Source organism: Acidaminobacter sp. QWL-03 (assembly GCF_058683855.1).
Window position 1 is genome coordinate 2,518,163 of sequence record NZ_CM178752.1, and the last position, 21,419, is coordinate 2,539,581.

Annotated in this window: 11 protein-coding genes and 2 pseudogenes; 5 read left to right on the top strand and 8 right to left on the bottom strand. The window is 47.7% G+C overall.

The window, feature by feature from the left end:
- Positions 1-80 precede the first annotated feature (80 nt).
- Complete coding sequence (locus tag AC4PHM_RS11895; RefSeq protein WP_492017976.1) at positions 81-680, top strand: rhodanese-like domain-containing protein; 600 nt, start codon at positions 81-83, stop codon at positions 678-680.
- 142 nt (positions 681-822) lie between these two features.
- On the opposite strand, the gene AC4PHM_RS11900 is transcribed toward AC4PHM_RS11895, so the two are convergent.
- Entirely contained in the window at positions 823-1,983 is a 1,161-nt protein-coding gene (locus AC4PHM_RS11900; RefSeq protein ID WP_492017977.1) for a GGDEF domain-containing protein, read from the bottom strand.
- 1,455 nt (positions 1,984-3,438) lie between these two features.
- On the opposite strand from AC4PHM_RS11900, the gene AC4PHM_RS11905 reads away from it, so the two are divergent.
- Entirely contained in the window at positions 3,439-9,531 is a 6,093-nt protein-coding gene (locus AC4PHM_RS11905; protein ID WP_492017978.1) for a DUF7507 domain-containing protein, read from the top strand.
- 733 nt (positions 9,532-10,264) lie between these two features.
- Here AC4PHM_RS11905 and AC4PHM_RS11910 read toward each other — a convergent pair.
- The 3 genes from AC4PHM_RS11910 to AC4PHM_RS11920 all read right to left on the bottom strand — a co-directional run bounded on the left by AC4PHM_RS11910 (position 10,265) and on the right by AC4PHM_RS11920 (position 11,151).
- Complete coding sequence (locus tag AC4PHM_RS11910) at positions 10,265-10,537, bottom strand: Txe/YoeB family addiction module toxin (RefSeq protein WP_492017979.1); 273 nt, start codon at positions 10,535-10,537, stop codon at positions 10,265-10,267.
- Positions 10,531-10,770, bottom strand: coding sequence for a type II toxin-antitoxin system Phd/YefM family antitoxin (locus AC4PHM_RS11915; RefSeq protein WP_492017980.1), 240 nt, complete (start codon positions 10,768-10,770; stop codon positions 10,531-10,533). The genes AC4PHM_RS11910 and AC4PHM_RS11915 overlap by 7 nt, the downstream gene beginning before the upstream one ends.
- 258 nt (positions 10,771-11,028) lie before the next feature.
- Positions 11,029-11,151, bottom strand: a complete 123-nt coding sequence (locus AC4PHM_RS11920; protein WP_492017981.1) for a hypothetical protein — start codon at positions 11,149-11,151, stop codon at positions 11,029-11,031.
- Between the two features lie 742 nt (positions 11,152-11,893).
- Here AC4PHM_RS11920 and AC4PHM_RS11925 point away from each other — a divergent pair.
- Together AC4PHM_RS11925 and AC4PHM_RS11930 are read left to right on the top strand one after the other, a co-directional pair.
- The gene (locus AC4PHM_RS11925; protein WP_492017982.1) at positions 11,894-13,285 is read left to right on the top strand and encodes an ATP-binding protein; all 1,392 of its coding nucleotides are present in this window, start codon (positions 11,894-11,896) and stop codon (positions 13,283-13,285) included.
- A 436-nt stretch (positions 13,286-13,721) separates the two neighbouring features.
- Complete coding sequence (locus tag AC4PHM_RS11930) at positions 13,722-15,029, top strand: RNA-binding domain-containing protein (protein ID WP_492017983.1); 1,308 nt, start codon at positions 13,722-13,724, stop codon at positions 15,027-15,029.
- A 155-nt stretch (positions 15,030-15,184) separates the two neighbouring features.
- On the opposite strand, the gene AC4PHM_RS11935 is transcribed toward AC4PHM_RS11930, so the two are convergent.
- The 4 genes and pseudogenes from AC4PHM_RS11935 to AC4PHM_RS11950 all read right to left on the bottom strand — a co-directional run.
- The gene (locus AC4PHM_RS11935; protein WP_492017985.1) at positions 15,185-15,379 is read right to left on the bottom strand and encodes a hypothetical protein; all 195 of its coding nucleotides are present in this window, start codon (positions 15,377-15,379) and stop codon (positions 15,185-15,187) included.
- 402 nt (positions 15,380-15,781) lie between these two features.
- Positions 15,782-16,042 carry a type II toxin-antitoxin system prevent-host-death family antitoxin gene (locus AC4PHM_RS11940; RefSeq protein WP_492017986.1) on the bottom strand — a complete coding sequence of 87 codons (261 nt, stop codon included), beginning with the start codon at positions 16,040-16,042 and terminating at the stop codon, positions 15,782-15,784.
- A gap of 414 nt (positions 16,043-16,456) precedes the next feature.
- Positions 16,457-16,534, bottom strand: a pseudogene (locus tag AC4PHM_RS11945) (SEC-C metal-binding domain-containing protein); the annotation flags it as partial.
- A gap of 78 nt (positions 16,535-16,612) precedes the next feature.
- Positions 16,613-17,635: pseudogene (locus tag AC4PHM_RS11950) on the bottom strand (DUF1186 domain-containing protein); the annotation flags it as partial.
- A 326-nt stretch (positions 17,636-17,961) separates the two neighbouring features.
- Between AC4PHM_RS11950 and AC4PHM_RS11955 the strand changes: the two are divergent.
- Positions 17,962-21,336, top strand: a complete 3,375-nt coding sequence (locus AC4PHM_RS11955; protein WP_492017987.1) for an S-layer homology domain-containing protein — start codon at positions 17,962-17,964, stop codon at positions 21,334-21,336.
- Positions 21,337-21,419: the final 83 nt, after the last annotated feature.

The following is a 21,419-nucleotide window of genomic DNA, read 5'->3' on the forward strand; positions in this document are numbered from 1 at the left end:
CGGGGTATAAATAAAAGGTATAAAATTTAGAGACGTGTACTCAAACAATAGTTCCACTCAAGAAAGAGGTGCATCCCAAAATGAAAGGCAAGCTCACCCAAATTGTCCTCAGCGCCCTCCTCCTGCTGCTCCTCCTGGGCGGCGCCGTCTTCGCCGTCATGCGCGTGCCGGTCTTCATCGACGGTGACAAGCTCGTCAGTGATGTCGAGCCCCAAATCATCAACGGCAGGACCATGGTGCCGATGGCCGTGATCGCCAACACCTTCGGCGGCGAAGTCAAATGGATTGAAACGACGAAGACCGTCGAAATCACCTCCCCTGCGCAGAAATTCATGGATAGCTACGGCGAAAAGAACATGTACATCACCAATGCCACTTCCATGAAAACCGCCTTCGAAGCAGGAAAAGCGGTCATCCTGGACGTCAGACCGGATCCAGTCAGGGCACAGGGCTACATCGAGGGCTCCTTACATATTCCAATGACCGAGCTTCTCGACCGCATGGGCGAGCTGCCTAAGGACAAGATCATTGGTGTCTACTGCGTCAAAAACATCAACGCCGCCTACGCCGTAGCCATGCTCAACATGCGGGGCTATGACGCCTACATCCTCGAAAACGGCACCACCGCCTGGAAAGCCGCTGGCGGGATCATCACCATAGACGCCTCCTGTTTGCCATGAGGCTCAAAATAGTGGCAGGCTGCCACAAAAATAAAACGGCGAAACCCGCGTCAACCATAGGCCTATGGCCGTTGGCGCCAGTTTCACCGTTTTTTTCTTTCTATATATATGCTAAGTGCTCACATTGCGAGCAGCTTCCACCCTACGTCATCTCCATGTCCGCCGCCAGTCGCCGCTCCATCTTCCGCCGCTTCTTCTCCTGATACATCAGGTCATCTATGCGGCGCATGGCATGATCCACAGACTCCGCAGACTCATACCGGAAGGTGTCATAGCCAATGCTGACATTGATTTCCCAAGGCTCACCGGACGCTCGGTTGTAATCGTAAAAGGCCTTCTGAATTCGCTCCACCGCCCTGGTAAGGGCCTGGGCCTCCGCCACTTCAATCACAACAAAAAACTCATCCCCGGCATAGCGGGCGACAAAGTCGCCTTTTCGCAGCGAGCACTTGATGATCTCCGCAGCCAGTTTGATAGCGAGGTCGCCAGTGGCGTGGCCGTAAACATCATTGATTTCCTTCAAATTGTCGAGATCCAGCATCATGCCCCCATAGAGCACATCCCTGCGCCGCTCGCTCATGGAATCGATCAGATTGTCCACGCTTCGCCGGTTGTCGATCCCCGTCAAGCTGTCCACCAGCAGCAGTGACTTCTGGACATTCAGGAAGATCAGCAGCAGGGCCAGGGTCATATTGCTCCAGATCATAGTGGTGCCGTAGAAGGTGAGCTGGATGAGGACACCGACCATCGGCAGAAGGGGGAAGGCTGCGAGGGAGATCAGCTTGGCCGTATCAAGGCTGCGGCGGTTGCGGTACAGGGTCACATAGGCCTGGGCGACAATGACGGCATTGAGCAGGATCTGGTGCACAAACAGCGGGCCGCGCTCGTAAATGTTACCGGGCAGGATCCTAAAGAGGTAGCCGCTCGCCGGGTTGGTAAGCACCAGCACGAGGATGACCAGGATGGGTACCGCCCGGATCAGCCGCCTGGTCTTCAGGTCGGGGACATCCCGGAGGAGATAATGCTCGACATATTCCGCCCAGAGGCTGATGGCAAAGGGCGCGAGCAGATAGAGTATCAGGTTGCTGAGGTAATTCAGCGTCGGCATCATGGCGCCCGGCCGCAGATCCACCGCAAAGCTGATGATCTCGGATAGGGTGAGGATCAGAACCAGCGCTGTGAGCCGGCTGAAAATGAGATTGGTCTTTGTGCTCATTCCGGTTGAGACCTTGCCGTTTAAGAGCAGAATCAACAGAATCAGCGCGGCGAAAATATTTATATCCAGACGGACAAACAGATCCATGCAAGGCCTCCTTTAGGCGGTTTTGCCGATGGTTTCTTCTATTATACCTTGATTTGGAATGGAATCAAGATGGTGAAGAGTGCAAATTGGGGATGGGGTTTTGTGGGGCTTTTTTGAGGGTCAGGTAAGTATCTGGTGAGTATCTGGCGATCACTGTTGATTTATTATCGAATGATGCTATATGGATGTGTCATCGCCGCCTGGTTAAATAATGAACAAACGAATTTCGAATAACATTATTCAAATTTTGTTTACATAATGTAATTACTTTTTGATTACATGGGTATATTTAGGAATGACTTCGCACTTCCAATATTTGAGCGGAGTGGACACGCGCCTACTAGCGAAGGCGTGGTACGTTCATTACAATACGCTAAAGTAAATTGGTGGTGGCAATGAATTCCGGGTCCAGTGTGGACGCCCATGATCCGGAAGGAGCCAAAGGCGTAACCGACCCCAGTATTTTTGTGGGTCGGATTTTGTTTTTTAAGGATTTAAAGGAGGGATGCCGATGGTCAGTCAAGAGGCATGCCGGCAGTTCAATTGACCTTCCAATAATCACAGATTATTTGACGCATAGACAGAGCACAGACGCAATTAATCATAGGGTGACCACCTGATCTGCACAGAAGCAGACAGCACCCATTGAATCATAGAGAGGCAGCAACAAGGAAGCATCCAAATAAAATAATGCTCCTGGCTGGTGATTGAATAGGCTGGCGGAAATCGCATGTGCGGAATGGCGGATCCTCGAGGGTCTGTGATTCTGCATTGTCTTGTAATTTTTAAGGGAGCGATGAAGTCCGGCTATAGATGGACGCCTTATGCCGGGCTGAGCGAGTGGCGTAACCGACCTGTGCAGGGTCGGTTTTTTGATTTCGAAATCAAGAAAATGTGAAATTCACTCAATGACTTTGATGAATCAAAGGAGTGAGAAATATGTTAGGTTATCCCACCTCCAAAGGGAGGGTGAGGAAGTATCTTTGGATTTTGACACTTTTGTTATTGTTGATCCCGTTTGGTTCGGGGGTGTCGGTTGCTGCGTCTGAAAGCTTAACCGATGATGAAGTTGTTACAATGTATGCTGCTGATATGCCTGCAACACCAATTGATAATCCGATTGCACCAAAAACTTTAAGTGGAGCATTATGGGATTATTTCCCCGGTACAGAATCTAGCGGCACCGGCGTATTCAACACTTATTTGGCAATTCAAAACAATCTAGTTGAGAGAGGTTTTAACTCAGGTGGTAAAGTTGCTGATTATGATGAAGGCGATTCAAAGACCAGTGCTCTCCCGATGACTAGTGTTCCGTTAGTAGAAATTAATGGAATATGGTATAGAGAATTTGCAGTTGACATTAACCAAGTCTCAGGAATTCCAAGCCAATACTTGAGCACAGAAGTTCTTCAGATTTGGCAGACTAGCTCATCGAATCTGGAAGGGTTATACGATATGACGACATATTCGTTTGACACACCTCCGGGCGGTAGCATAGATCTGATTTATGATCTGGATACTGAAAAAAACTATACGGTTGTATTGGACTACGGTGTAAATACTGGTAGTGGTAAACCAGACTATAAAGTTTTTGTTCCTGCTGACTGGTTTGATGACAATACAGGTTATGCCGTTATGGTTGTTGTACACGGAAATCTAAACCCTGCCAACGCTGGTTTTGAGGAGTGGGGGGTAAGAAAAGCAACCATTATTCCAATGCCTGCTCTGACCATCGTAAAATCAGCTTCTCCTTCCACTTATGATGCGGTTGGGGATATTATCAACTACAGTTATGTAGTCACCAATACAGGAAACATCACTCTTTACGATGTTTACGTAGTCGATGACAAAGCCACCACAAGCCCTGCTTCTGTAGCTTCCCTCGCTCCTGGCGCTACGGCCAATTTCACGGCCAGTTACACCATCACTCAGCCCGACCTGGATGCAGGATTCGTTACAAATACAGCGTACGCTACGGATGGGACGACTGAGTCGGATCCGGATAGTGAGACAGTGACTGCGGATCAGAATCCTGAACTCACCCTCGTCAAATCTGCATCTCCTTCCACTTATGACGCGGTTGACGATGTCATCAGTTACACTTACAAGCTGACCAACTCCGGCAACGTCACGCTGACGGGTCCTTTCACCGTTGATGATGACAAAGCCACTGTCACCATGACGACCAGCCCGGCTCCAGATTCCCTGGCTCCTGGTGAATTCGTCGAGTTCTCAGCTTCTTACACCATCACACAGGCCGACCTCGACTCAGGTTCTGTCAAAAACACCGCTATGGGCCACGGCTTCTTCGGTACAACTCCGGTTGATTCCAACGAAGATGATGAGACCGTGACTGCGGATCAGAATCCTGAACTCACCCTCGTCAAATCCGCATCTCCTTCCACTTATGACGCGGTTGACGATGTCATCAGTTACACTTACAAGCTGACCAACTCCGGCAACGTCACGCTGACGGGTCCTTTCACCGTTGATGATGACAAAGCCACTGTCACCATGACGACCAGCCCGGCTCCAGATTCCCTGGCTCCTGGTGAATTCGTTGAGTTCTCAGCTTCTTACATCATCACACAGGCCGACCTCGACTCAGGTTCTGTCAAGAACACCGCTATGGGCCACGGCTTCTTCGGTACAACTCCGGTTGATTCCAACGAAGATGATGAGACCGTGACTGCGGATCAGAATCCTGAACTCACCCTCGTCAAATCCGCATCTCCTTCCACTTATGACGCGGTTGACGATGTCATCAGCTACACTTACAAGCTGACCAACTCCGGCAACGTCACGCTGACGGGTCCTTTCACCGTTGATGATGACAAAGCCACTGTCACCATGACGACCAGCCCGGCTCCAGATTCCCTGGCTCCTGGTGAATTCGTTGAGTTCTCAGCTTCTTACATCATCACACAGGCCGACCTCGACTCAGGTTCTGTCAAGAACACCGCTATGGGCCACGGCTTCTTCGGTACAACTCCGGTTGATTCCAACGAAGATGATGAGACCGTGACTGCGGATCAGAATCCTGAACTCACCCTCGTCAAATCCGCATCTCCTTCCACTTATGACGCGGTTGACGATGTCATCAGCTACACTTACAAGCTGACCAACTCCGGCAACGTCACGCTGACGGGTCCTTTCACCGTTGATGATGACAAAGCCACTGTCACCATGACGACCAGCCCGGCTCCAGATTCCCTGGCTCCTGGTGAATTCGTCGAGTTCTCAGCTTCTTACACCATCACACAGGCCGACCTCGACTCAGGTTCTGTCAAGAACACCGCTATGGGCCACGGCTTCTTCGGTACAACTCCGGTTGATTCCAACGAAGATGATGAGACCGTGACTGCGGATCAGAATCCTGAACTCACCCTCGTCAAATCCGCATCTCCTTCCACTTATGACGCGGTTGACGATGTCATCAGCTACACTTACAAGCTGACCAACTCCGGCAACGTCACGCTGACGGGTCCTTTCACCGTTGATGATGACAAAGCCACTGTCACCATGACGACCAGCCCGGCTCCAGATTCCCTGGCTCCTGGTGAATTCGTCGAGTTCTCAGCTTCTTACACCATCACACAGGCCGACCTCGACTCAGGTTCTGTCAAAAACACCGCTATGGGCCACGGCTTCTTCGGTACAACTCCGGTTGATTCCAACGAAGATGATGAGACCGTGACTGCGGATCAGAATCCTGAACTCACCCTCGTCAAATCTGCATCTCCTTCCACTTATGACGCGGTTGACGATGTCATCAGTTACACTTACAAGCTGACCAACTCCGGCAACGTCACGCTGACGGGTCCTTTCACCGTTGATGATGACAAAGCCACTGTCACCATGACGACCAGCCCGGCTCCAGATTCCCTGGCTCCTGGTGAATTCGTTGAGTTCTCAGCTTCTTACATCATCACACAGGCCGACCTCGACTCAGGTTCTGTCAAGAACACCGCTATGGGCCACGGCTTCTTCGGTACAACTCCGGTTGATTCCAACGAAGATGATGAGACCGTGACTGCGGATCAGAATCCTGAACTCACCCTCGTCAAATCCGCATCTCCTTCCACTTATGACGCGGTTGACGATGTCATCAGCTACACTTACAAGCTGACCAACTCCGGCAACGTCACGCTGACGGGTCCTTTCACCGTTGATGATGACAAAGCCACTGTCACCATGACGACCAGCCCGGCTCCAGATTCCCTGGCTCCTGGTGAATTCGTCGAGTTCTCAGCTTCTTACACCATCACACAGGCCGACCTCGACTCAGGTTCTGTCAAAAACACCGCTATGGGCCACGGCTTCTTCGGTACAACTCCGGTTGATTCCAACGAAGATGATGAGACCGTGACTGCGGATCAGAATCCTGAACTCACCCTCGTCAAATCCGCATCTCCTTCCACTTATGACGCGGTTGACGATGTCATCAGCTACACTTACAAGCTGACCAACTCCGGCAACGTCACGCTGACGGGTCCTTTCACCGTTGATGATGACAAAGCCACTGTCACCATGACGACCAGCCCGGCTCCAGATTCCCTGGCTCCTGGTGAATTCGTCGAGTTCTCAGCTTCTTACACCATCACACAGGCCGACCTCGACTCAGGTTCTGTCAAGAACACCGCTATGGGCCACGGCTTCTTCGGTACAACTCCGGTTGATTCCAACGAAGATGATGAGACCGTGACTGCGGATCAGAATCCTGAACTCACCCTCGTCAAATCTGCATCTCCTTTCACTTATGACGCGGTTGACGATGTCATCAGTTACACTTACAAGCTGACCAACTCCGGCAACGTCACGCTGACGGGTCCTTTCACCGTTGATGATGACAAAGCCACTGTCACCATGACGACCAGCCCGGCTCCAGATTCCCTGGCTCCTGGTGAATTCGTCGAGTTCTCAGCTTCTTACACCATCACACAGGCCGACCTCGACTCAGGTTCTGTCAAAAACACCGCTATGGGCCACGGCTTCTTCGGTACAACTCCGGTTGATTCCAACGAAGATGATGAGACCGTGACTGCGGATCAGAATCCTGAACTCACCCTCGTCAAATCCGCATCTCCTTCCACTTATGACGCGGTTGACGATGTCATCAGCTACACTTACAAGCTGACCAACTCCGGCAACGTCACGCTGACGGGTCCTTTCACCGTTGATGATGACAAAGCCACTGTCACCATGACGACCAGCCCGGCTCCAGATTCCCTGGCTCCTGGTGAATTCGTCGAGTTCTCAGCTTCTTACACCATCACACAGGCCGACCTCGACTCAGGTTCTGTCAAGAACACCGCTATGGGCCACGGCTTCTTCGGTACAACTCCGGTTGATTCCAACGAAGATGATGAGACCGTGACTGCGGATCAGAATCCTGAACTCACCCTCGTCAAATCCGCATCTCCTTCCACTTATGACGCGGTTGACGATGTCATCAGCTACACTTACAAGCTGACCAACTCCGGCAACGTCACGCTGACGGGTCCTTTCACCGTTGATGATGACAAAGCCACTGTCACCATGACGACCAGCCCGGCTCCAGATTCCCTGGCTCCTGGTGAATTCGTCGAGTTCTCAGCTTCTTACACCATCACACAGGCCGACCTCGACTCAGGTTCTGTCAAAAACACCGCTATGGGCCACGGCTTCTTCGGTACAACTCCGGTTGATTCCAACGAAGATGATGAGACCGTGACTGCGGATCAGAATCCTGAACTCACCCTCGTCAAATCTGCATCTCCTTTCACTTATGACGCGGTTGACGATGTCATCAGTTACACTTACAAGCTGACCAACTCCGGCAACGTCACGCTGACGGGTCCTTTCACCGTTGATGATGACAAAGCCACTGTCACCATGACGACCAGCCCGGCTCCAGATTCCCTGGCTCCTGGTGAATTCGTCGAGTTCTCAGCTTCTTACACCATCACACAGGCCGACCTCGACTCAGGTTCTGTCAAAAACACCGCTATGGGCCACGGCTTCTTCGGTACAACTCCGGTTGATTCCAACGAAGATGATGAGACCGTGACTGCGGATCAGAATCCTGAACTCACCCTCGTCAAATCCGCATCTCCTTCCACTTATGACGCGGTTGACGATGTCATCAGTTACACTTACAAGCTGACCAACTCCGGCAACGTCACGCTGACGGGTCCTTTCACCGTTGATGATGACAAAGCCACTGTCACCATGACGACCAGCCCGGCTCCAGATTCCCTGGCTCCTGGTGAATTCGTTGAGTTCTCAGCTTCTTACACCATCACACAGGCCGACCTCGACTCAGGTTCTGTCAAGAACACCGCTATGGGCCACGGCTTCTTCGGTACAACTCCGGTTGATTCCAACGAAGATGATGAGACCGTGACTGCGGATCAGAATCCTGAACTCACCCTCGTCAAATCTGCATCTCCTTCCACTTATGACGCGGTTGACGATGTCATCAGTTACACTTACAAGCTGACCAACTCCGGCAACGTCACGCTGACGGGTCCTTTCACCGTTGATGATGACAAAGCCACTGTCACCATGACGACCAGCCCGGCTCCAGATTCCCTGGCTCCTGGTGAATTCGTCGAGTTCTCAGCTTCTTACACCATCACACAGGCCGACCTCGACTCAGGTTCTGTCAAAAACACCGCTATGGGCCACGGCTTCTTCGGTACAACTCCGGTTGATTCCAACGAAGATGATGAGACCGTGACTGCGGATCAGATGCCTTCAATAGACATCGAAAAGTACATCTGGGACGGAGACTCTTGGGAAGATGCTGACGAAGCTACTGGCCCTTATCTGATGGCTGATCCGATCTTCAAATTCATCATCAAAAATGATGGAAATGTCACCTTGACCGATTTAACCCTCAGCGACATGCCTGTCATCGCTAACTTCTTCTCCAATGTCGAACTCACCACTCCATTTGTTCTCCCAAGTACACTAGCACCTGGTGAAGAGTTGACCGCTTATGGTTCTCTTCCTTGGGCTGCCGGTCAGCAAACAGACACCGCTACAGCTACTGGCGACTTTGACGGAGAAACTTACACTGATTCAGATGACGCCAATTATTATGGGCAGGTTATGTACCATGACGAAACTGCATGGGGTCGTTCAATCACTCGTAATATTCCATTCACCGATTTAGGCTTATCCAATTGGGGCTGGACAAACGGTACATTCTCAAGAGGAGCTTCTGACACCTTAATTCTATATGCAGGCGCTGGAGGTAACAAAATTGATGATTCTAAAATTGTTGGTACTGTTGATGTGACATATTCTACTGATGGTGTTGTCACAATCAAATATAATATCAACGACGGTATCGTTTTAAGAGAAACTCATTTCTGGGTTGGTAGTACTCCATTACCAATGGTAAAAGGAAAATACACCAACGCTCCAGGTCAATTTAAAGAATTAACTAATTTCACCTACGATGCAACAACCGGGATCTTCACGTCTAAAAAACCTTTCAGCGGCACTATTTATATCGCCGCGCATGCTGTTGTTGGTATCCCCTATGTTATGATGCCATAACCCCCGTACCCACATCCGTATCTGGTACACCCAGCGAAGTTGATGAAGTTGTTTGCTGTTGGATATAGATTTTTGAATACTTTCAGCGACTGACTTTTGAAAACCGAGCATTTATGTACCAGATACAGAAAAAAGAAATAAGTGAAATTGATTCACAATTCGACGGCAACTCACAACAAGCGCCTCCGGATCTCTCTTCGGGGGCGCTTTTCCATGTCATTAGATTTTCTCATTTCAGAATTAATCCACACCCCCGTATCTGGCACGTTTTTCGGAACAATGACGTTCACGCACCCCCGTACCTGGCACGTTTTTCGGAACGATGACGTCAAAGTATTTTGAAAAGATTGATACTGCTAGTTTTCAGTAAAAACATCTTCTTCAACTTCGTTCGGAGTGCCAGGTACAGAAAAAGAAATAAGTGAAATTGATCCAAAATTTACCTCAAACCTTCACCAAGCGCCTCCGGAGCTCTTTCCGGGGGCGCTTTTCCATGTCCCTAGTTTTTCTCTTGTCAGAATTAATCCAAACCCCAATCTGCGCGTTACCGCTGCACCATTGATAGTCTCTGACGTCAAGAGAAAAGCCACCTGGTCCTTTGATTTTCATCCGCACCCATTGCTCTGATGTTTACTCTGCGAGGATTGAGGGGTGGGTGACCATCGGCAAAAGCTTTAAAAATGAAAGCAAAAAAGCCACCACAATATGTGATGGCATCAATAATAAGGCTTTATCAAAATTCATAATGTGTCCACATGCTGACGATCATGATCACTTTTTCTTCCTCGAGGACTCGGTAAACCAACCTATGTTGTCGGTTGATTCTTCTGGAGTAAAGACCTTTCATGTTACCTATCAACATTTCATACGGAGGGGGATTTTGATAAGGATTTGATTGAATTATTTCAAGCAGTTTCTCAACATTTCCTTTCAAAGCAGGATACTGTTTTATCTTTTCTTTGTCCTTTTCTGCCTGTTTCAATATGACGACTCTGTATGTCACCATTTGAACTCCTCGCAGTCCTCAAGTGTTGCATTAAGGCCATCCGTCAAGCGTTCTTTCATCCCAGGCACTGAACAGAGATACAGCGTTTCCATTAAACCATTATATTCTTGCTCGCTTAATATGACTGCATTTCCTTTTTTTGTATTGACTTTAATGATATCATTGAAATCAATGGCTGAGTTCAAATAATCAAAGAGATGTTTTCTTAAATTAGTTGCATTCGTAGTACTCATAAACACACCTCCCTATTTATGTACATCATAGCGTACATTTTCTAATTTGTCAATTCAGCAACTGATGCAGATCGTGGATATACCCCCACGTACCTGGCACGATTTCCGGAACGCTGACGTTCAAATGATTTGAAAAGATTGATGCTGTTAGTTTTCAGCAAAACATCTTCTTCAACTTCGCTGGCGGGGGCGATAGGCGCCAGCCGCAGGTACAGAAAAAGAAATAAGTGAAATTGATCTAAAATTTACCTCAAACCTTCACCAAGCGCCTCCGGAGCTCTCTTCGGGGGCGCTTTTCCATGTCCTCAGCTTTTCTCTCGTCAAGATACCCTCCATCAGCCATTTCGTCATTTCCAAAGGTACCATCATGCGCCCTTTCACAATTGAGAAAAGCCTCCTGGTCATTTGATCTTCATCTGACTCTACCGCTATATTGTTTACTCCGGATGGGTGGAGAGATGGGCGACCATCGGCAGAGGTCTTTGGGAAATGCGGCGTTTAGTATTAGTGATACGAATGCCAATACAAGGACTTTAACCCGCTGATATTTTATCGTACCCACCCCCGTACCTGGCACGTTTTTCGGAACGATGACGTTAAAGTATTTTGAAAAGATTGATGCTGCTAGTTTTCAGCAAAAACATCTTCTTCAACTTCGTTTGGAGTGCCAGGTACAGAAAAAGAAATAAGTGAAATTGATCTAAAATTTACCTCAAACCTTCACCAAGCGCCTCCGGAGCTCTACCCGGAGGCGCTTTTCCATGTCCTTAGCTTTTCTCATGTCAGTATTAATCCGATGCCCAATCTGAACATTTTCTTTGCACCATTAAAAGCCTCTCACGTCAAGAGAAAAGCCACCTGGTCAATTGATCTTAATCTGACTCTACCACAATATTGTTTACTCCGGATGGGTGGAGAGATGGGCGACCATCGGCAGAGGTCTTTGGGAAATGCGGCGTTGAGTATTCGTGATACGAATGCCAATACAAGGACTTTAACCCGCTGATATTTTATCGCAATACACTTCGACGAATTTTATTTCGATAAAATTGCAAGATTAATTGTTTCGTGTTATAGTTATCGTAACAAGATACGACGTATTACGTTGCGAGGAGGTCGTTACATGTTTATTGGCAGAGAACTTGAGCTACAAGAGCTTGAGCGGCGATATGAATCCAGCGGATTTCAGCTGTTTGTTCTATACGGGCGGCGGCGAGTGGGAAAGACGCGGCTGATTCAGGAGTTCTGTAAGAATAAGGCTGCCCTCTTCCACGTCGGTATACAACAGGAGGCAAACGGGGCGCTGCGGGCTTTTTCCAGAGATGTTTTAACAGCACTGCCTTCAGAGGTCTCTGCCTATATAGACCATTTCAACTCCTGGGAGGAGGCTTTTCATTATGCGGCGGCTCAGGCGAATGGCAAGCGTCTGGTGCTGATCATAGATGAATATCCTTATTTGGCGCAATCGGATCCATCGATTTCCTCGGTGCTTCAGAAGGTGATCGATCATGTGTGGAAGGATACGGACTTGTTTGTGATCCTATGCGGCTCTTCCATGAGTTTCATGGAAAATCAGGTGCTCGGCTACCAAAGTCCGCTTTACGGCAGGCGTACGGCTCAAATGAAAATACTGCCGCTGCAGTACCGGGAAAGTTTTGAGTTCTTCAAAGGCTGGAGCTGGGAGGACCGCTACTACGGGTATGGGGTCTGCGGCGGCATTCCTCAATATCTGGAGTATTTTTCAGCTTATGAAGACTTTCCATCTGCTGTGAAAGGCGAGCTTTTATCGCTGAGCGGCCACCTGCTCGAGGAGCCCATGAATTTGATGAAGCAGGAGATGAGGGAGCCGGCGCTCTATAATTCCATCATCGAAGCCGTTGCTAACGGCGCCTCCAGGCAAAATGAAATCGCCACAGCGACCAAGAAAGACGCGCGAGATATAACCGCCTATTTAAAGGCCTTGATCGATCTCGGCGTTCTGGAGAAGCAGCAACCTATCGAAGAGAAAAATCAGAAAAAGACGATTTACAGGCTGGCAGACCAGCTCTATCGTTTCTGGTACCGCTTCATGCCATCCTGCCTGTCACTCATCAGCTTGGGAATGAGCGACAATGCCTGGAAAGACGTTATTCAACCTGGATTAGATGCACATATGGGGGTTACTTACGAAAACATCTGCCTTCAATACATCCAGCGGGAAGTCAGGGAGGGTCATATCAAACCAACTTATCTGACTTATGGCCGATGGTGGGGGAACAATCCCGATCGGAAACGGGAGGAAGAAGTGGATGTCGTCGCTGTGACTTCTAGTCACATTTTGGTTGGGGAATGCAAGTGGCGAAACGAATCCATGGGTACGGAGACCCTGGAAGTGTTGAAAGCACGGGGCGAGTTGATCAGAAAGGGCCGGGAAATTCAATATGTTCTGTTCTCAAAATACGTTTTTAGCGACGCGTTAATTAAGCAGGCTAAGAAGGATCACGTGCTGCTGCTAAGGGCGGAGGAGTTGGTTTAGAGGGTGGAGGAGTTGGTACATGCATCCCCAAGGCACCCCCGCACCCCCACCCCCGTACCCACCCCCGTACCTGGCACGTTTTTCGGAACGATGACGTTCAAATGATTTGAAAAGATTGATACTGCCTCTTTTCAACAAAAACAACTTCATCAACTTCGTTTGCAGTGCCAGGTACAGAAAAGTGCGTTAGCCGCAGGTACAGATAAAAGAAATTGGTGAAATTGACTCACAATTTAACTTACACTACCACCAAGCGCCTCCGAACCTCTTTCCGGGGGCGCTTTTTCATGTCTTTAGCTTTTCTCTTACATGATAATCGTCCAATGATCACTGGTCACCAAGGATTGACGCAAACTATTCTGATGATATAATGATGATTAGAACGATTAGAACGATTAGAATCATCAGAATCATAATCGGAATGCGAGGGGATCTTGTGTTCACAGAAAGCAAAACGATTGAACTGAAACGCGATTACACTGAAGATATTAGAAAAAGCGTCACTGCCTTTGCCAATACTGATGGCGGAAAAATATACATTGGCATCCAGGATAATGGCAGCGTCGTGGGCATCACTCAAAAAGATGATTTAATGACGCGTGTGTCAAACATGATTCGCGATTCAATTCGGCCAGATGTTACATTGTTTACTGATATTTCTATTGAGCAGTTTGATCGTAAAAACGTCCTTGTCATTCACGTCCAACGGGGCACCGCTCGCCCATATTACCTACATGGAAAGGGGATTCGGCCTGAAGGCGTCTACATCCGCCAAGGCGCATCCTCTGTCCCTGCAACCGAGGCTGCCATATTGAATATGATCAAAGAAACCAGCGGCGATAGCTTCGAGAACGCCCGGTCATTAAATCAGCAATTGACCTTTAACGGTGCAGCGGCCTATTTCGAAAAAATGGGTGTCGAATTTCTTGACACTCAAAAAAAGACGCTGCACTTGATTGATCAAGATGGGATGTTTACCAATCTCGGGCTGCTTTTTTCAGATCAGGCAATGCATACGATTAAACTGGCAGTATTTGAAGGTGACAAAAAAACCATATTTAAAGAACGGAGGGAATTCACCGGATCAATATTACTTCAGCTTGAGGAAGCCTATGACTTTATAGATCGCTATAACAAAACAAGGTCTGAGTTCAAAGGCTTAGAGCGAATGGATCAGCGAGACTACCCTATTGAAGCCATTCGAGAGGCCTTGCTTAATGCAGTTGTTCACAGAGATTATGCTTACAGCGGCAGCATTCTGATCAGCCTATATGATAACCGTTTGGAAATTGTGACCATCGGTGGACTGGTCAAAGGCATTTCTCTCAATGACATAATGCTGGGCGTCTCGGTACTGCGCAATCAGCATTTGGCTAATATCTTCTATCGATTAAAGCTGATTGAGGCATACGGCACCGGCATACCAAAAATGATGGCTGCCTATAACGATTATGAGGTTAAACCAATGATCGAAGTATCTGATCACGCCTTTAAAATAACACTGCCAAATACAAATTATAAATATAGCGCTATGAAAGAACGTTTATCTTCTGGGTTAAGCCAAAGAGAGCAGCAGATCTTAACATTGCTTCAACTCAATAAAGTGGTCGGACGAAAAGAGGTAGAGCTTGAGGTTGGCATTTCTCAAGCTACAGCGGTAGTAACATTGAGAAATATGCTGAAAAAAGGGTTAATCGAAAAAGTTGGATCAGGCAAGAATATAAAGTACAAAATCAGTCACTGAACTCCCTGTACCTATCCCCTTCCCTGGTATACCCTGCAAAGTTGATGCAGGCGGAAGCGATGCCTGGCACAATTTCGAGACCGCAAACGTTCACGCCCCCGTACCCACGCCCCCGCACGCCCCCGTACCTGGCACGTTTTTCGGAACGACGACGTTCAAATGATTTGAAAAGATTCATGCTGCTGTTTTTCAGCAAAAACATCTTCTTCAACTTCGTTTGCGGTGCCAGGTACAGAAAAAGAAATAAGTGAAATTGATTCACAATTTGATGGCAACTCACACCAAGCGCCTCCGGAGTTCTCTCCAGGGGCGCTTTTCATGTCCCTGGATTTTCTCTTGAAATATTCCATCCATCTGCCATTTCATCATTTCCAATGATACTATCATGCGCCCTTTCACACTCGATAAACGCCTCCTGGTCCTTTGATGTTCATCACCACCATTGCTCTTATAGTTACTTTGTGAGGGTTGGTGGTGAGGTGACCATCGGCGGAATGTCTTAAAAACGGACGGTAAAAAGCCATCACAGCAACTGTGATGGCTATACATAATGATCCCAATCAAAGAAGTTCATCATAATTTCTCTGACTGTATAAAATTCGTCGAATTTCAACTATTTTCTCTGAAATGGAAGATTCGCATTCACCATTAACAGACTCATCTATGACTACATAAAAATCAGTGAATATTTAATATAATCCAGGATCTCAACAAAGTCTTGGTAAAATAACGGTAAATATTGAACAGTATATTTATTTGCCATTAACACGCCTCCGAAGTTGTTTGAAGACGTCATCATGTGAATATCGCTTATCATCCAGAGCAGCTTGTTTATCTGCCTCATCCAGTTTCATTTCAATATCATTTGTTAAATCCGCAAAGGTTTCCAGACTCATCACGACCATGCTGCCATAGCCGTTTTTAGTCAAATAGACCGGTTCACCTTCTTTAACAATTTTCTCTAATTCAGTGAATTTATTTCTCAAATCTGAAATTGGTCTAATTTGAATCATAGGAACCTTCCTCCTATTCGGTGTTGTTTGTCTATCATAATTTTATCTCAACTTTATCATTTGATCAACGATTATCTTTATACATCCACGTACCGCACCCCCGTACCTGGCACGTTTTTCGGAACGATGACGTTAAAGTATTTTGAAAAGATTGATGCTGCTAGTTTTCAGCAAAAACATCTTCTTCAACTTCGTTCGTGGTATCAGGTACAGGTAAAGAAATAAGTGACATTGGTTCACAATTTGATGGCAACTCACACCAAGCGCCTCCGGATCTCACTCCGAGGGGCGCTTTTCCATGCATCTGACGCGAATGAAAAACCATCGGCTAGTACCCTTTTAAAAGCATTTTAAAGCTTTTAGAAAGCTCTGCCGATGGTCTCAAAACACATCATCTCACACAAATTTTACCGTCTACTTCCCACAGCACTTCTTATATTTCTTACCGCTCCCGCATGGGCACGGATCATTCCGTCCAATTTTTGGTTTTTTAGGTGCGATTTCTTGAATCTTAGATGGCTCTGACTTGCTGTCAAAATATTTTCTGAAATTTTCAGTGAAACAGAACCAGTCGTCCATCTCCAAGATCGTGTCATCAATAAATTGTAAATGAATTTTCTGTTTTGAAGCTTCAAGCCTGGCACTTTTTCCAACAAACATGTCCTCTTCAACTGAATCGATGTCAATAATTTGTCTATCATTCAATTTCAGTTTGAAAATTTCCTTAATGTCCTCATACACGTCTTCCGGATAGAGATCACAGCACGTAATGATTAGAAGAGAAAGCAATTCCGGCCTTTTTCGAACACCTGGGTCCAGAAGCAGCTGACGGTAATAAGCCATAACGGACGACCGTTCGAGCTCGCCTTGCAGCACCAGTACAGCTAAGGCCTTGACGGCCTGGATCCTCATAAAATCATCCGCCATGCTGTTTTCCGCCAGAGCTTTGATCAGGCTCAAGTCTCCATGACAAACAGACGCTAGCAACCTGCCGCCGACTTCAGTAATGCCGTCCCCAAATACTTCATGGGACAACTCCCCGGGAAGGCTCATTAATTCCACCAAGATGGGATAGGCTTCTTTAACCCTGAACTGTGCCAATAAATGGGCCGCATACAAATGGGCCATATAGGCTTTCTCCTTGGAATATTTTACTGGTGACTCGTTGACCATTTTCAACACCTTCAGAAGTTCCGGGATCGCCTCCTCTTTTCGACGAATCAGCGTTTCCAGGATATCTCGCGGAAAGTAGCCGTTGTTATAAGCGATTTTTTCCAGCAGGACGCCAATGGGCTCATTGGAATAATCTGACCCGTCGTTAAACTCTACGCCCACACAGCTGTCCTCAACCAAAGCGCTGAGTTTTTTCTCATAGAGCGACTCATCAAATTTCCTGCCTTCGGTCATCACGGAAAACATTTCCTCAATCAGAACCGCAGCCATCCTCTCTTTTGCAGCTTTCTTTGAGATTCCGGCAGCGATCAGCCTGTCAAATGTCCTTTTGACGCATTTAGGATCATTCATTTCTATCTGGTTGTCGATCGCAGAAAGCATTTCGTTTTTCAATCTCTGGTTTTCCATTGTTAAGTTCATCCTTTCGGAGATTTAAAGTTTTGGGAACTATATCGTTTCGGATTACATAGTTCTGAACTGAGAGATCAGGCTCATCATATTTTTTAAATTCTATAATATTTCCAGCACCCATTTCAAGGATTTCTGCCGATGGTCATTTCTCCTCCCCTCTCACCAACCACCACCAAAAGCGTGGATCCGCCAACGAAAAATCTTGTCACAAACCGTGACAAGATTTGTCATTGACAAATGGTTTGGCATCATAGATTCCAGCAGTACAGTTTATTATACTTTTGGCATAAGTCCCTTTTCGATTTTTACTTTAATGCTATACAAGGAGGTCCCGAATGAGACAAAAGCTGATATCATTATTTACACTCTTAGCAATGATCCTGCCATCAATTGCTCTCTCCTCAACTGTGGTATATGCTCAGCCACCTGAATTCACTTGTATGATTGTGGAAAGCGCCGTGGAATACGCCACATTAGACGCAGCCCTAATGGCTGTGACTAACGGACAAACCATTAAACTGCTCGATAACATTATCCATACGAATACCATTGAAGCAAACAATAAAGCTTTGTCTATTGATCTCAACGGCTTCGATCTCACAGTTAAAGACGTTGCCGGCAATGCGCTCCATGCAACGAATAACGGGACCCTTAATATTTCTGATCCCGATGATGATGGTTTGTTGATGGTGACCTCTGCAGGCCCTGAAAAATCAGCCGCCTATGCAACTGATGGCGGTGTAATCAACATTGAAGGAGATTTGCACGCTGTCTATCCCGGCGGCTTAAACAATCAAAATATTTTTGGCGCTTTAGCTACCGGCACCGGAAGTCAAATTAACATCGTTGGAAACTCAACTGGGTACACCGCTGGTGTGTACGCCATAAATTCCGCGACTATAACCGTTTCCGGCAACGTAACCGGTTCATATTATGGCGGATTTTCCGCATATAATGGCTTAATTGATATCACAGGTGATCTTTCAGGTTCCTACGCTTTGACGGTTGAATACGGCGGATTGGCTGATGTTGTCGGTAATATCACTGGCGGAACTGCAGTCTATGTCAGAAACGGCATTGGTCATAACGCACCAGCCGCAACTATAACCGGTAATGTCATCAGCACCGGAGATAGCGCTTTAAGTATTAGCAATAGTTCCGACATCCTCATCAATGGCAATGTTAATGGGAATATCTATCTGGCTGAAGCTGACGTTGAAACACCTTCATTGACCATCAATGGAAATGTCACTGTAACTCATGGCCCTGGCGCCAGCGTCAATTATGGCGGTATGGTGATTATCAACGGTTCAATCATTGGAGCATCTCCATATCTGCAGCTTGACAACAAGGATATTTCAGAAGACGATTATGTTCTTTCCAGCGATTATCGCGTGTATTCAAAATCAACATACGACGAATACACTCCAGTCTATCTGGCCAACACGGTGAAAGTAATGCAAATTGAGCCATCGGCTGAACAAGTTTCAATTACTGGGACTCCATCAGTCGGGGCAGAATTATCAGGAATATACGAATATTCCTCCCCCGCAAATATCGAAGAGGGGGACACCACTTTCAGATGGTTAAGAGTGTCCTCCACGCCTTCACTTCTTGGTGAGGACTATTTGCTGTATTCAACCAACAACACAGGCGGAGTGACAAGTTCTCCAGGTGGCCCAACCACTCCAGCGTCATTTATAGTAACAGATCCAACCTATATTGAAAAAATTAGCAATTATCATTATGCTACTTCAGACACTCCTGGAACAATTTCATTACACGAGTCTGGAGGTGCAGTTTATGGACCTTGGGATGCAGTTCTGGAGGGTTACTGGAGAGTCTATCCAAAAATCACTATCCCTGCTGGAACCTACACTATCATAGATTCAAAGCCTGATTCATGGTCTTATAATAGCGAATCCGGCTATGCCGGCATGACTGAAGTTGTTGGTTACACTGAAATTTCAGGTGCTGTTGAACAAGGCTATACACTTCAACGAAACGATGCCAACAAATCCATTATTTTCGAGGCCACGCCTGTAGACATTAATGGGCATATTGGCCTCCCAGAAATGAGCGACCCTTTTGGATCTGTAGCCTATTTGTCATCCAACAACGCTGATCTTAAGGCTTTATCTATTTCACCCGTTGCTCTTTCACCTGTATTTAACAGCTCTGTCATGGAATACACCGCGACAGTCCCACATTCTACAACATTTGTAACTGTTGATACTTCAGCATCAGATGCTCTGGCGAAAATATTTATTAATTCAGTTGAAAGTAAGAAAAACAACATTGAACTTAACATCGGAATTAATCTAATCTCAATTCTTGTGGCCGCAGAAGATGGATTGACGACAAAAACCTACACCCTTTCCATCACCCGCGAAGCCGCACCTGAGGATCCAGTCGATCCGGTTGATCCTGTCGACCGAGACCGTGATCATAATGATGACAAGCCTGCGACGCCGGTTGTGGTGACTGCGACCATCGGCAAAAGCACTTGGAATACTGTGACGGCGGCGCCAAAAATTGAAGACGGGGTCGACACAGTCTTGATCACGACAGCCATGACCGAGGCGCTGTTGGAAAAAGCGGCGGACACCGAGGGGACGGACGCGCCGGACGTCCTGAATGTGGCGGTGACTTCCGGGACGGCGACTGAGCCATCAGAGCTCGAGGTCAGCCTGTTCCAGAGCAATCTGAAGAAGATCGTCGACCAGAGCGACGCGAGCCTGCAAATCACAGCGCCGTGGATTGCCATGACTTTTGACGCCAAAGCCCTAGAAACCATTCACGCGGCAAATGACGGCGGCGAGATCACCTTTTCTGCCAGTACCATAGATCCGGACCTGTTGAACGCGGCGGACCAAGCGCGCGTTGAGGGACGTCCGGTGTACGACCTGACTGTGAAAAACGGCAGCGAAGTCGTTTCCGAATTCGGCGGCGGCTATGCGACGGTTCGGGTTCCGTATGAACTGAAAGACGGCGAGTCACCGGAAAGCATCGTCATCTTCATCCTAATGGACGACAGCAGCCTTGAAGCCGTTCGCGGCTATTACGAGGCGGCGGAGGGTATGGTGGTGTTCAAGACGCCGCACTTCTCGAAGTTTGTAATCTCCCACAATCCGGTCGCGTTCCGGGATGTGGCCGCCGGCGCCTGGTATCGTGAAGCGGTTTCCTTCATTGCCGCCCGAGGAATCACCTCAGGCATTGCCGATGGTCTCTTCGCCCCACAAGAGTCCCTAACCCGCGCGCAATTTGTGGATATGCTGCTGAAGGCTTACGGGATTGAGGCGGAGGACGCGGCGGAAGCTGGGGCTTCGACTCTAATTGTCAACTTCACAGACGCTGGCAATACTTACTATACGAACGCGCTGTACACCGCGAAGGCGCTTGGCATAGCCAAGGGTATTGGCAGCAATCTCTTCGCGCCAGACAGGAGCATTTCCCGTGAGGAAATGCTGGTGCTGCTTCACAATGCGCTGACAGTTATGAATGAGATGCCAGCGGTTGACGACAGCAGTGCCAGACCGGCTCTGGAGAGCTTCGCAGATGCAGTGTTGGTTTCCGAGTGGGCGAAACCTGGGATTTCAGAGATGATCCGAAACGGTGTCATCTCGGGGGCAGATAACAGGATTATGCCAAAAGATATGACCACCAGGGCTGAGATGGCTCAAGTGCTGTATCAGCTGCTTGGGAGGTAAGATTTAATAGAAGTGGAAGTGGGTGTCTGATTGAAGCAGGTGTCAGACACCCACTTTCACATTTTTGTATCCCAAATACACGA

Coding starts and splice junctions, on each gene's coding strand:
- AC4PHM_RS11900 (WP_492017977.1), bottom strand. CDS start 1,983: ATGGATCTGTTTGTCCGTCTGGATATAAATATTTTCGCCGCGCTGATT.
- AC4PHM_RS11935 (WP_492017985.1), bottom strand. CDS start 15,379: ATGGAATATTTCAAGAGAAAATCCAGGGACATGAAAAGCGCCCCTGGA.
- AC4PHM_RS11940 (WP_492017986.1), bottom strand. CDS start 16,042: ATGATTCAAATTAGACCAATTTCAGATTTGAGAAATAAATTCACTGAA.
- AC4PHM_RS11915 (WP_492017980.1), bottom strand. CDS start 10,770: ATGAGTACTACGAATGCAACTAATTTAAGAAAACATCTCTTTGATTAT.
- AC4PHM_RS11895 (WP_492017976.1), top strand. CDS start 81: ATGAAAGGCAAGCTCACCCAAATTGTCCTCAGCGCCCTCCTCCTGCTG.
- AC4PHM_RS11910 (WP_492017979.1), bottom strand. CDS start 10,537: ATGGTGACATACAGAGTCGTCATATTGAAACAGGCAGAAAAGGACAAA.
- AC4PHM_RS11905 (WP_492017978.1), top strand. CDS start 3,439: ATGACGACATATTCGTTTGACACACCTCCGGGCGGTAGCATAGATCTG.
- AC4PHM_RS11925 (WP_492017982.1), top strand. CDS start 11,894: ATGTTTATTGGCAGAGAACTTGAGCTACAAGAGCTTGAGCGGCGATAT.
- AC4PHM_RS11955 (WP_492017987.1), top strand. CDS start 17,962: ATGAGACAAAAGCTGATATCATTATTTACACTCTTAGCAATGATCCTG.